At 75.6% G+C, this 12790-nt stretch carries 9 protein-coding genes; 6 read left to right on the forward strand and 3 right to left on the reverse strand.

Going from position 1 to position 12790, the window contains the following annotated elements; genetic code table 11:
- Positions 1–33: 33 nt before the first annotated feature.
- The 5 genes from RBH18_RS39820 to RBH18_RS39840 all read left to right on the forward strand — a co-directional run bounded on the left by RBH18_RS39820 (position 34) and on the right by RBH18_RS39840 (position 6208).
- Positions 34–438, forward strand: a complete 405-nt coding sequence (locus RBH18_RS39820) for a hypothetical protein (RefSeq protein WP_306215697.1) — start codon at positions 34–36, stop codon at positions 436–438.
- Positions 431–1828: a hypothetical protein gene (locus RBH18_RS39825; protein ID WP_306215698.1), complete on the forward strand. Its 1398-nt coding sequence runs from the start codon at positions 431–433 to the stop codon at positions 1826–1828. The genes RBH18_RS39820 and RBH18_RS39825 overlap by 8 nt, the downstream gene beginning before the upstream one ends.
- Before the next feature lie 92 nt (positions 1829–1920).
- Positions 1921–2193, forward strand: coding sequence for a hypothetical protein (locus tag RBH18_RS39830; protein WP_306215699.1), 273 nt, complete (start codon positions 1921–1923; stop codon positions 2191–2193).
- Positions 2178–3974, forward strand: a complete 1797-nt coding sequence (locus RBH18_RS39835) for a hypothetical protein (protein WP_306215700.1) — start codon at positions 2178–2180, stop codon at positions 3972–3974. Before RBH18_RS39830 ends, RBH18_RS39835 begins: the two co-directional genes overlap by 16 nt.
- A complete protein-coding gene (locus RBH18_RS39840) occupies positions 3971–6208 on the forward strand; it encodes a hypothetical protein (protein ID WP_306215701.1) in 2238 nt (745 codons plus the stop codon). The genes RBH18_RS39835 and RBH18_RS39840 overlap by 4 nt, the downstream gene beginning before the upstream one ends.
- Before the next feature lie 6 nt (positions 6209–6214).
- On the opposite strand, the gene RBH18_RS39845 is transcribed toward RBH18_RS39840, so the two are convergent.
- From RBH18_RS39845 to RBH18_RS39855, 3 genes are all read right to left on the reverse strand, one after another.
- Positions 6215–7705, reverse strand: a complete 1491-nt coding sequence (locus tag RBH18_RS39845) for a DUF4407 domain-containing protein (RefSeq protein WP_306215702.1) — start codon at positions 7703–7705, stop codon at positions 6215–6217.
- A gap of 291 nt (positions 7706–7996) precedes the next feature.
- On the reverse strand, positions 7997–9034 hold the full coding sequence (locus RBH18_RS39850; protein WP_306215703.1) for an HAD-IIA family hydrolase: 1038 nt from the start codon (positions 9032–9034) through the stop codon (positions 7997–7999).
- Entirely contained in the window at positions 9031–10191 is a 1161-nt protein-coding gene (locus RBH18_RS39855; protein WP_306215704.1) for a tetratricopeptide repeat protein, read from the reverse strand. Before RBH18_RS39855 ends, RBH18_RS39850 begins: the two co-directional genes overlap by 4 nt.
- A gap of 111 nt (positions 10192–10302) precedes the next feature.
- Between RBH18_RS39855 and RBH18_RS39860 the strand changes: the two genes are divergently transcribed.
- A partial coding sequence (locus tag RBH18_RS39860) for a hypothetical protein (protein ID WP_372339056.1) occupies positions 10303–12790 on the forward strand: 2488 nt, incomplete at its 3' end.

Here is a 12790-nt window from a genome sequence, read left to right on the forward strand (position 1 = left end):
CGGGCAAGCGTTGGCTCGACGGTATGCGCCCGCATGACGTACGAGGCCCCGCCCCCGCCGCAACTGGCCAGGCTCACGCTGCGCTACGGCACCGGGTTCGACTGGCGCTGTCATCTGGGCGCCCAGCCCGGCTGGGTGCCGCTGGGCCGGTGGAACGCGCGCGGCGAGCGGCCCACCGGCTTCCGCCTGCCCGCCTACGCCACCTTCGTCCCGCGCGGGCAGCTCGTCGTGCTGCGCCGCCACGGCCGCACCCTCGAGTTCGCCCGCACCGCCGCCCGCCCCGGCTACGTGGTGCGCCTCGACGGCATCCCGCTGCGCCACGACGGCGGCCCCGCGACCGCCGGCCCGGCCGGGCACCTCGAGTACGTGGACGGCTCCCGCTCGTCCACGGTCATCGACTACCACATCGCATGGGAGCAGGAGCACACCGTTGGCTGAGCACGATGACGACCTCGTCGTCGACCTGAGCGGGCCGCAGTGGCAGGCCCTGCTGACCGTGGCGCCGCCCGGGCACGAGCCGCCCAAGACCGTCGACTTCGACGTCCCGCCCACCGGCGGCGGGCAGGAGCTGCGCCGCATCAGCACCCAGGTCGTGTTCACCACCGCCCGCAACGAGCGCTCCGGCTGGGCCGCCTGGCACGTGAAGATCTACACCTGCGCCGGGCTGGGCGACGCCGAGACGCTGCGGCAGTACCTCAACGCGCAGGCCTCGGCGCTGCAGCGGGCCAACACCTATCTGCCCGGGGCGGTGCGGCGCAGCCCGGTCGAGCCGCCGTGGGCGGTGGTCCCCGTGCAGGTCGTGCGGGGCGACGGGCGGCTCGAGGAGCTGTCCGGGGCGGTGACCACCCGGCTGGGCGTCCCGTCCGACCAGATCGTCGCCCAGCTGGAGCGCCGCCTGCCCGGCTGGTTCGGCGCGGTCCGGCCCGACCTGGTCCTGCTCGCCGTCTCGCCGCAGATCGAAGCGCTGCCGTGGGAGCCGCTGCGGCACTGGCCCGGCACCGAGCACCTCGCCGACTTCGCGCAGCTCGCCGCGGGCATCGACCACCTGCACGACCTGCGCTGGGCGCACTGCGACATCAAGCCGGAGAACGTCTGCTGGTGCGCCCACCAGGACGGCAGCGGCTACGTGCTGATCGACACCGACGCCGCCACCCAGGCCGACCCGCCGCCGCGGGCCCTGCGCGGGACCGCGCTCTACGAGTACACCGGGCTGCGCACGCTGCGCCTCGAGGACCCCGAGGGGCTGCGGCACCTCACGCCGGGGCTGCTCTACGCCCAGGACCGGTTCGGCTTCCTCACCGTCGTGCTCAGCGCGCTCGCCGGCCGGCACTGGGTCGACCACACCCTGCTCGGCCCCGACCCCGACGACCCGGCGCGACGCGTCGCCGACAGCGCCGACGCGGTCCGGCACGCGCTGCGCACCCACTGGCCCGACCCGCGCTGGGCGCCGCTGGTCGACGTGCTCGCGCACCCGTTCGGCCCGGACGGGCGCATCGCCCTGGAGGCGCCGGGCCCGTGGGCCCAGGGCTGGCTCGCCGAGGTACGCGACGCCGAGCACCGCTGCGCCGCCGGCAGCGCCACCGACGACGCCTGGCCCGACGAGCGCCTCGCGCACACCTTCGCCCGCGACATCGAGCGGATCCGCGACCACGCGCTGCGCGGCCCGGCCACCCGCCCCGAACGGGTGCACCTGGCGTACCGGGCGATCGGCGAGGCGGCCCAGCAGATCGCCCTGCGCCGCGCCGCCCTCTGGATGTCGATGTCGGGCGCCGGCATCGTCCTCGCGGCGCTCGTGCTGGCCGCCGCCGCCTTCGTGATCGGGGAGTGACATGTCTCGTCCTGGCCGCTACCGACTTCGTGATCGGGGAGTGACATGTCTCGTCCTGGCCGCTACCGACTTCGTGATCGGGGAGTGACATGTTGAGCTCTTGGCGACGCCGCCTGCGGCACCGCGTCAGCGCCGGCTGCGGGGATCCGGCGGCCCTGTTCGCCCCGTACGGGCACACCTTCGGCGGCTGGCTCGACGCCGGCGCCGGCCCCGACCGCCCCGACTACGCCGAGGTGGAGACCGCCGTCGCCGCGTACCTGGACAGCGCGGCGGCGGTCGGGCGGCGGCTCGGGGTCCGGGCCGGGGTGGCCGCCGGCGCGGCGGGCGCCCTGGTGGCCGTACTCGTGGTGTGGGGGCTGTCCTGATGGGCCGCAAGCCGGCCGCTCCCCCGCCCGGCGATCCCACCGAGCGCTTCGGCACCTCGTGCCCGGTCTGCCGGCAGCCGCTGGGCCGCACCCCGCCGCGCCTCGACCCCGAGACCCGCCGCTTCTGCTCGCCGCCGTCGTTCCGGCTCGAGGCCGGCGCGCCCGACGGCGCCGGCGCGATGCCGTGGCGGGTCACGATGCTGGCCGGCAACTATCCGGCGGCGGTGTCAACCGAGCCGCCGTTCCTGGAGCACGAGATCGACTACACGTACCTGCTCTGCGGCGGCGGGCACATTTTCCCCGACTCCGCGCCGGTGTTCCATCCCGGCTCTCCGGGCGCCGGGCGCCAGCACATCGACGAGTGGAACATGGTCGCCGCGATGGGCGCGCCCGCGAGCGGCAAGACCTATCTGCTCGTCCGGATGCTCAAGCAGAGCCTCGACAACCTCGACGACTGGGGCGCGGGGCCGCCCGGCAACCGCATCCGCCTGCGCAAGCTCAGCCCGCTCGAGGACGTGCCGCTGACCTACCGCATCGACCGCTACAACGAGACCCGGCAGACCGGCGAGGCGATCGGGCCCTCCAACACCGAGCGCCGCGCCACCCCCGCCGGGCTGCTGGAGGACGAGCTCCGCGACGCGCTGGCCGCGATCAAGGAACTCATCCGGCGTACGGTCCTCGACGGCGAGCGTCAGGCCCGGCAGTGGGGACGCGGGTTCCGGCAGCCGCTGGTGCTGCGCACGGACAACGGCGGGCGGCGTACCTGGACCGGGGTCGCCGACCTGCCCGGCGAGCTGTTCCAGGAGAACGGCGCCACCCGGCGCGAGGCCGGCATGCTGCGCTCCTTCGACACGCTGGTCTGGGTCGTCGATCCGGCCGTCGCCCCGGACGCGACCCGCTGGCTCGGCAGCGAGTCGGCCAGCGAGGAGCGGATGCTGCTCGACGGCAGCCTGCGCCCGGGCACGGTGGAGGCGTACGGTGCCGATCTGGTCCGCGGCAACCGCGAGACGATCCAGGACGACATCGGCAAGCAGATCACCATGGTCGACGGGCTCTTCGCCGTCGACGAGGGCCGCCCGCTGCAGGTCCTGGTCGCCGTGTCCAAGTGCGACCTGATCCACTCCGCGCTGGAGAAGCAGGGGCTGATCCTGACCGGGATCGGCCGGTCCGGCGACGTGCTGCGCGGCACCGCCGGCTACCTGGCCTTCACCATGGAACGCTGGGCCGCCGGCACGCTGCGCGCCGAGGGCGAGGCCGAGCGGCTGCTGCAGTACCTGTGGGGTGCGCGGCACGCCGACCCGTCGGTGCGGCAGGGCCGGGCACTGCAGCTCGCGCGCGGGCTGCTCACGTTCTTCTCCCGGCACGACGAGTTCTGGAAGCTCGTGCACACCGGGGAGCCTGCCGAGATCGCGGTCCCGGGCGGCGCCGCGATGGCCGAGGTCCCCCAGCTGATCCGGCTGCCCTCGCTCGACCAGCACCTCGACGCCGCGCTGCGCCCCGGCTCGGGCGACGTGCTGCTGCCCCGCGACCTGATCATGTCGGCCGTCGGCGCGGGCGTCGCGGGCGGGCTCGGCCAGCAGAGCGCCGTCTTCGGCATGCACCGCGAGCCGTGGATCACGCTGCGGTTCTTCCTCTGCTCCCCGCTGACCACCGTCCCCATCGCGGTCGACGACAGCCGGCTCCGGCCGCTCAAGGCCGAGGACCGCTTCCCGCGCGCCGACGAGCGCGCGGCCGCCCTGACCCAGCTCCTGCTCGCCGTTCTCGGAAGGGCACGCCGTTGACTTCCTCCGCAGCCGATGACCTGATCATGGTCCAGTGGGCCGACCTGACCGGCATGGGCTTCAGCCCGCACGACCGCGGCTCCGCCCCCGGCGAGTACTGGGCCGCCGCCGAGCGCCTGCTCCACGAGGACCTCGAACAGCCGCCCGAGCTGATCCGCTCCACCCAGGGCCACCCGGTGTGGACGCTGCGCCGGGTCGCCGTCGCCGGCAAGCGCCGCTGGTGCTTCGTCGTGCAGGGCCGGCGCGGGCCCTTCGGCGTCGCCGGCTCGTGCCGCTTCGCCTTCGCGCCGCCCGCCATGGGGGCCGCCCGGGCCTGGCAGCTCGGGCAGCAGCGCGCGGCCGACCCCGACGACCTGGCCGACGCGAAGCTCGACCACGCGGAGTTCCGGCAGCTGGTCCACCGGACGCTCGCCGGGGTGGCCCTCGACCGCGCCGCGATCCCGGTGCAGGCCGCGCCGGGCGACACCGCCGCGGTCGTCGCCGCCGTGCTGCGCGTGCTCCCCGAGCAGGTCAGCCGCCTCTGGTCCTGGTCCACCTGCATGCTGCAACGCCCCGACGACCCGCGGCTGCGCGTCGTCTCCGGCCGGTGGCCCGCCGAGTTCCGGGACTGGGACCCGCGCCGCGCCGACAGCGTCGCCCAGCTCTTCCGCCGCGGGCCGGCCGACCCCGGCGAGCTGGACCGCCAGTGGCTGCACCGGCCCGAGCTGCAGCGGGGCTTCCAGCGGCTCGTCGAGCACGCCACCGGGCAGCGCAGCGCCGGCCCCCTGCCCCCCTGTCAGGACCTGGACGACCTGCTCGTCGCCCTGGACCAGGCCCACCACCGCCCCGGGTGGCGCGACGTGCCGGCGCTGCTGGCCCGGCCGCAGGACCTGCTCGGCCACCTCGGCATCGTCACCACGTGGGCCCGCCGCGAGCCGGTGGACGCCGTGCACCGGCTGCCCGGGGACCTGCCGGACGAGATCACCGGGGCGCTGCTGACCGGCGTGCTCGAAGCGCAGGACGGCACCGGCGACAACCTGCTGCACCTGCCCACCGCCGGCCGCAAGAAGGGCGCCGAGTGGCACGAGCGCCTGGCCGGCCTGCTGCTGCGGCACCACGGCGACGGCGTACGCGACCTCGTCGCCGGCTGGGCGGCGCCGGGCGGCCCGCTCGCCGGCCCGGCCGACCTCGTCGCGGCGCGCGCCTGGCTGGGCACGCTCGGGCTGGACCCGCGTACGGATCCCGAGCTGTTCCCGCCCGACGACCGCATCATCGTCGCCGAGCTGGCCCGCCACCGCGCCTGCACCCCGGCCGTCGCCGCCGAGCTCGCCCTGGCCGCCGACCCGATCGCCCTGCTGAGGCACGTGGCGCCCCGGCTCGGCCCGCTGCTCGCCGCGACGGTCGCCGAGCTGCTGACCACCGTCTGCCCCACCCCGGCGTCACCCCTCGACGGCCTCACCGAGCTGGCCCGCGCCCTGACCGCCACCGCGATCGCCGGCTTCGCGCCCGGCCCGGCCTCCGACTGGGCCGACGACCTGCTGCGCCGGATCCCCGCCGGCGAGGACGACCCCCGGCCGCGCCGCATCATGTACGGCGTCGTCCTCGCCGTGCTCGGCCGCGGCGAGCCCCGCGGCGACCTCGTCCACCGCTGCCGGCGCATCGGGCGGGACGCGCACGTACCGCCGGAGGTCGCCGAGTGGCTGCAGTGGGCGTCCCGGCCGGCGTCGCCCCCGCGCTTCGACCCGCCTTCGCCGCCCGCGCGCGCCCGCCTCGGTGCCGCCCAGCTCGCGTCGGTGCTGCCCCCGCGCGTACGGCTGCCCTTGGTCGTCGCCGTGGTCGCGGTGATCGGCACCCTGGGCGCCGCCACCGCGCTGCTCAACCGCGACGAAGCTCCGCGTGACCGCACCCCGGCCGCCGCCACCGCCCCGGCGCCGATCAGGCCCGGCGCGCAGGACTTCGCGATCGTCGCCGTGCCCGGCGACCCGCCCGACAAGCAGGCGCAGAAGGACCGGGACGCCCTGCTCGGCGAGATGGCCAACGCCCGCATCCGGCCCGGGGCCGCGACCGGCATCCTGCTGATCGGCTACCGGACGCCGGCGGGCCAGCCCGTGACCAGCCCGGACCGGCTCGCCCGGCTGCGCACCCTGCTCGAGTCCGATGCCCGGCTCGCCGTGCCCGTACGGATCTCCCTCGACGACCCCGTCCCGAACCAGGCGGCCGGGGTGCTGAGCGTGACCGTGTTCTACCTGCGGTGACCGCTGCTACTTGAACCGCCAGCGGGGGACGGTGCCGTCGGTGGCCTCGGACTCCGCCGGCTCGTCCACGGCGGCGGACCGCGTGCTGTACTCGTCCGCGGGCCACTGGCTGTACTCCTGGCCTCCCCTGTCGCGCCGGGGGCCCGGGAAGCGCAGGGCGCGGGTCCTGGGCGCGGCCGCCGCCGGGGGCCGGCCGCTGAGCCGGCGCAGCTCCTGGCTCAGCTCCCGGTCCAGCTCCCGCTTGCGGATCTCGGTGCGCACCACCGTCTCGCGCGACGCGGTCTCCTGCCGGATCTCCTCCTGCCGCCGGGCACGCGCCTTGAGCTCCTCCTCCTGCTGCTCCCGCTCGAAGCGCAGGCGCTGCTCGGCCACGGTGACGTCGTTGCGCTCCGCCGAGGCGAGAATTTTGTCGTACGCGGTCGCCGGCCCGATGTTCAGCAGAAACTTCGTCAGCACCGGCAGGATCTCGATCGCCGTGATGAAGAGCAGCAGCGTCAGGTACGCCGTCTTGAGCGTCGCGTTGCGGTCCGTGATGGTGCTCAGGGCCTCCAGCTGCGCGAGCAGTCCCCGGTCGTTGCGGCTGTCCGCGAGATACCGGTCCTCCTCGGCGGTCTTCAGGTCCTTGAGCCGGCTCAGCTGCTCCTTCTTCTCCTCGAGCCCCGACTTCGCGTCCGCCTGCTGCGCCCCCGCCGAGTCGTCCTGCTTCTTCTCGGCGGCCGCCTGCGCCTGCTCCCAGGCCTGCTTGGCGGCGTCCCGCTGCCGGCGCAGGTCCTGCACCACGGCGACCTTCTGCCGGTACGACGGCCCGCCGCCCTTGATCTTGCTGCCGCACGAGCCGTCGAACTCGCACAGCGCGCTCTCCCGCGCGGCCGTGTACCGCTTGTCGAGATCGTCGAAGACCTGCTTGGTACGCCGCACGTCCGGATCCCGGCCGACGACGTCCTCGGTGACCGTGCCCGCGGCGACCTTCTGCAGCGCGGCGACGTCCTTCTCCAGCTGCGGGATGGCCGCGAAGCGCGCGTCCGTACGCAGGTTCTGCTCGAAGGTGTTGCGCTGCACCTGCTGCGTGACCGTCATCTGCGCCTGGATCTCGCGCTGGAAGATCCACAGCACGAGCGGGGTCGACACCACCGCCCCGATCACCATCGCGAGCAGCGCCCGCGGCAGCAGCAGAACCACGTTCTGCCACCAGCGCTCGCGGCGGCCGGCGGCGGCGACCAGCCAGCGGTCGAGGTTGGCGATCGCCAGGCCCCACAGCAGGGCCACGACCACGGCCACCGGCAGCGGGGCCCGCACCCCCGTGTACAGGGCGAAGCCGGCGGACACCCCGGCCATGCACGCGGTCGTCAGAACCACGCCGCCCAGCCCGGAGAACTTCCGGGTCTCGCGCGGGCTGCGGGCCAGCGAGTCCGGGTCGGCGCCCGACAGCCAGATGAGCAGACCCCGCCGGGGGCGGGCGCCGGCGGCGGGTTCGGGGGTTCCTGCGTGTTCGGACACGGACGTCAGCTCCCGGGGATCTCAGCGTCGGAATTGACCGCTGACGGTCCACTATGTCGGGGCCGGTCGCGCCGGGAAATCCCTCGGAAGAGGGTGCCGACACGACGGCGGTCACCGTATCGGCCCTTGCCCGCGTCTTGTTCGGCTCTTCCCGCGTCAGGCGTTCAGCCTCCAGCCGTCGCGCCTTCTGCTTTTCCGCTTCCCTCGCGTCCGGCGTTCAGTTCTGCTTCTCCGCGTCAGGCGTTCAGTTCTGCTTCTCCGCGTCAGGCGTTCAGTTCTGCTTTTTCCGGATCAGGGGTTCAGTTTCCAGCGGTTCATGAGGTCGGCCGCCGCGTCGGAGCCGGGGCGTGGTGTCTTGCCGCCCGACCAGACGTGGGCGGCGAGCAGGGCCAGCGCGGCGGCCGGCTTCCCCGCGCCGGTCAGCGTGCCGTCCTCGAGCTGCCAGCCGGAGCCCTCCTCCGCGCCCTCTTCCGCACGTTGTTTCGCCCCTTCTTCCGCGCTTTCCCTCGCGCCCTCTTCCGCTTTCAGGCGCACGGGCGGCTCGAACAGGCCGCTCAGGTCCTCGGCCACGTAGGTCGGCCGCCGCTCCGGCGGCGCCGCCAGCAGCTCGGCCGGGCCGCTCACCCCGGTCAGCACGAGCAGGCTGTCGAAGCCCGCGCCGACCGCGCCCTCGATGTCGGTGTCCAGCCGGTCCCCGACCGCGAGCGGCCGGCGCGCCTTCGACAGGCCGGCCGCCGTCTCGAACAGGGCCGGGGCGGGCTTGCCCACCACCAGGTCCGGGTCGCGGTCGAGGGCGGTGCGCAGGACGGCGACCAGGGAGCCGTTGCCGGGCAGGGGGCCGCGCGGGCTGGGCAGCGTACGGTCGGTGTTGGTCGCCACCCACAGCGCCCCCGCGCGCACCGCGAGGGCCGCCTCGGACAGCAGCTTCCAGCCCACCTCGGGCCCGAAGCCCTGCACCACGGCCGCGGGCTCGTCCTCGGCCCGCTCGACCACGGTCAGCCCCGCGTCACGCACCTCCGCACGCAACGCCTCGGCGCCGACCACCAGCACGGGCGCCCCGGCCGGCAACTGCTGCGCCAGCCGGGCCGCCGCCGCGCCGGCCGAGGTCAGCACCTCGCCCGGCGCGGCGGGCACGCCCATCCCGGTGAGCGCGCCGGCCACGTCCGCCGCGCGCCGCGACGCGTTGTTGGTCGCGTACGCGATGGCGGTGCCCTCGGCCCGCAGCCGCTCCACAGCCTCGGCGGCACCCGCGATCGGCTCGTCGATCAGGTAGACGACCCCGTCGAGATCGAAGATGACGAGGTCGTACCCGTCGACGAGCCGGGTCACGCGTTGTCGCCCTTCGCCTTCTCGGCTCCGGACTCTTCCTTGCCCGCTCCCGCGGCCTTGCCCTCTTCCACGGCCTCGCTGTCGTCCGCGGCCTTGCCCTCTTCCCCAGCCACGATCTCGTCCGCGGCCTTGCTCTCGGGCTCGGCCGGCTTGACGGGCTCGGCGCTCTCCTCGTCGGCGTCGGGACCGGCCGGGGTGGTGAACTCGTCGCCGCCGCGCTTGGCGTCGTCGAGCTCGTCCTCGTCCGAGTCGATGCCCGCGTCGACGTCCTCGCCGCCGCGGATCACGACCTCGTCCTCGTCGTCCTCGTCGTCGTAGTCGACGTCGTCCTGGTCCTCGTCCTCGTCCTCGTCGAGCCGGGCGCGCTCCCGGTCGTCGTCCTCGTCCTCGTCGTCCTCGTCGGTGTCGACGTCGTCGGCCGAGGCGCGCTCGTCACCGGCGGCCTCGTCCTCGTCCTCGTCGTCGCCCTCGATGGTGACGCCGTCCAGCTCGAGCAGGCGCTCGGCCGCGTCGGTCAGGTCGTCCTCGTCGGCGGCGGCCGCCCGCGAGAACCACTCCCGCGCCTCGTCACGCCGGCCCGCCGCGAGCAGCGCGTCGGCGTAGGCGTAGCGCAGCCGCGCCGCCCAGTCGGCGTCCGCGTCCGCGGTGAGCTCCTTGACCTGCAGCATCGCCACGGCCGCGTCGTGCTGGCCCAGGTCGCCGCGCGCCCCGGCCGCCACGATCAGCAGCTCGATCGCCCCGGCCTGGTCGAGCGCGTCCTTGTCGGCACCCCGGTAGAGGTCGATCGCCCGCTCCGGCCGGCCCAGCGCCCGCTCGCAGTCGGCCAGCTCGGCCAGGTGCGTCTGCTTCCCGGTCATCCGGTGGTACGTCCGCAGCTCCGCGATGGCGGTCGTCCAGTCCCCCGCGGCGTACGCGGCCAGACCCACCGCCTCGCGCACCACGGCGATCCGCGAGGCGAGCCGCCGCGCCGCGATCGCGTGCTTGAGCGCCAGCTCCGAGTCCTCGTCGATGATCTGCCCGGCCGCCACGAGGTGCCGCGCCACCTGGTCCGACGTGTCCCGGGACAGGCTCAGCAGCTCCGACCGCACCTCCTGGTCGAGATCGGTCGCCGCGATGTCCTCCGGGATCTCGGGCGCCTGGAAGACCTCCTGCCCCATGTCGCCACCGTTGCCCGGCCCGCGATCGTCCCGGCTGTACGCCCGGTCGCCGCCGTCCCGGTCGCCCCGGTAGCCACCCTGGCCGCCCTCGCGGTCGCCCCGGTAACCACCTTGGCCGCCGTCCCGGTCGCCCCGGAAGCCGCCCTGGCCGCCGTCGCGGTAGCCGCCCTGGCTGCCACTGCGGTCGCCGCCGCGGAAGCCGCCTTCGCGGTTGCCACCGTCGCGGAAGCCGCCGGTGCCGCCTTCGCGGTCGCCACGGAAGCCGCCCTCGCGGGTGCCGCCGTCACGGTTGCCGCGGAAGCCGCCGTCGCCGCGTCCGCCCCGGTCGAGGTCGCTGCGGTAGCCGCCCCGCTCGCCGTCGCGCGGACCCCGGTCACCCTGCGGGCGGTCGCCGGCGGGACGCTCACCGTACGGCCGGTCGCCCCGGAAACCGCCCCGGTTGCCCGGCCGGTCCCCGCCGCGGAACCCACCCCGGTCGCCGCCCTGCTCACGATCGCCCCGGAAGCCGCCACGGTCCCCGCGGTCGCCGCCCCGGAAGCCCTCGCGGTCACCACCACGGAAGCCCTCACGGTCGCCGCCCCGGAACCCGCCGCGGTCGCCGCCCCGGTCCCGGTCGCCCCCACGGAAGCCACCGCGGTCCGACTGGAACCCGCCACGCTCGCCCCGGTCGCCACCCCGGAAGCCGCCGCCCTGGCCGCCGCCGCTGCGGAAGCCGCCCTGGCCGCCGTCCCGGTCGCCACCGCGGAAACCACCCCGGTCGCCGCCCGACTGGTATCCACCACGGTCGCCGCCCCGGAAGCCGCCCTGGCCGCCGTCCCGGTCACCGCCGCGGAAGCCACCCTCGCGCGGGCCACCGTCACGGGAGCCGCCGTCGCGGTTGCCCCGGAAGCCGCCGCCCTGGCCGCCCTCGCGGTTGCCCCGGAAGCCACCGTCACGGTCGCCGCCCCGGAAGCCACCGCGGTCGCCGAAGCCACCCCGGTCGCGATCGCCGCCCCGGAAGCCACCCTGGCCGCCGCCGGACTGGTAACCACCACGGTCACCGCCGCGGAAGCCGCCACGATCGCCGCCCCGGTCCCGGTCGCCCCCACGGAAGCCACCCTGACCGCCACCACTGCGGAAGCCGCCCTGGCCGCCGTCCCGGTCACCGCCACGGAACCCGCCCCGGTCGCCACCGCTGCGGAAGCCACCGTCACGGTCGCCACCGCGGAAACCACCCCGGTCACCACCGGACTGGTAACCACCACGGTCGCCCCGGTCGCCGCCGCGAACGCCGCCCCGGTCGGACTGGAAGCCGCTGCGGTCGCCGCCACGGTCCGGTCCCCGGAAGCCGCCACGGTCGCCACCCCGGAAACCGCCCTGACCACCACGGTCGCCGCGGTCGGACTGGAAGCCCGTGCGGTCCCGGTCGCCGCCCCGGAAGCTGCCCTGGCCGCCACCGCTGCGGAAGCCACCCTGACCACCACGGTCACGGTCACCCCCACGGAAGCCGCCCTGGCCGCCGTCCCGGTCGCCCCCACGGAACCCGCCCCGGTCGCCACCACTGCGGAAGCCACCGTCACGGTCGCCACCGCGGAAACCACCCCGGTCGCCGCCGCTGCGGAAGCCGCCCCGGTCACCGCCACGATCGCGGTCTCCGCCCCGGAAGCCGCCCCGGTCGTCGCCCCGGCAGCCGCCCTGGCCGCCGCCGCTGCGGTAACCGCCCTGGCCACCCTGGCCGCCGCTACGGAAGCCACCCTGGCCGCCGCCACTGCGGAAGCCGCCCCGGTCACCGCCACGGTCACGGTCTCCGCCGCGGAAGCCGCCGTCGCGACCACCCCGGTCCGACTGGTAGCCGCCACGGTCGCCGCGGGCGCCGCCGCTGTCGCCACGGTCCCGGTCGCCGCGGGAGTACCCGCCGCCGGAGCCGCCGTCGCGACCGCGGCCGTCCCGGCCCTCGTCGTCGCGGTTGCCGCCATCCTGCGGTCCTGGGTTCACGGGCCAATCCTTCCGAGTTCGGCGGGCCGTACGCGGGTGTCCGCCGGAGCACTTCAACAGGGCACTTCACCAACAACAAGTCGAGACGGTGCCGCCTCGCACAGGAACGCAAGCCACAAGCTCGCAGCCTCGCCGGCCGCGAACTCGTACCCAGGGCCACCAGCCCGTCGCCTCGCCGGCCACGAACCCGCAGCCACCCAGGCCACCAGCCAGTCGCCTGGCCGGCCACGAACCCGCAGCCATCCAGGGCCACCGGCTCGCCGCCTCGCCGGGCACCGACTCGCAGCCACCGTGTCACGGTCACTGCTCGCAGGGCCGGCGCGCGAGAGCCGGGAAGCCGGACTCCCTCTCACGGGTTTGCCCGCGAGCGGCACCCCCATGCACCACGCCCGTGCCGACCCACGCACCGCAAGCCCGACGGTCGTCCCGCCGGGAACCACATGCGGGTCCCCGCCCGAGCCGCCCGATCGGGCACCGCGTCACGGCCGCCCCGGGAGTCCCGGAAGGCACCGCGCCGCGATCAGCCCGCCGGGTTGCCCCGCCGGACGTCCGTACCACGCTACTCGGCACCGGACACGCAAAAGCAGTCGAGGGCCAACCCCGGCTGGGGAAGGCCCTCGACTGT

This window comes from Actinoplanes oryzae (assembly GCF_030757795.1).
Classification (GTDB): Bacteria; Actinomycetota; Actinomycetes; order Mycobacteriales; family Micromonosporaceae; genus Actinoplanes.

Coding starts and splice junctions, on each gene's coding strand:
- RBH18_RS39855 (WP_306215704.1), bottom strand. CDS start 10,191: ATGGGGCAGGAGGTCTTCCAGGCGCCCGAGATCCCGGAGGACATCGCG.
- RBH18_RS39820 (WP_306215697.1), top strand. CDS start 34: ATGACGTACGAGGCCCCGCCCCCGCCGCAACTGGCCAGGCTCACGCTG.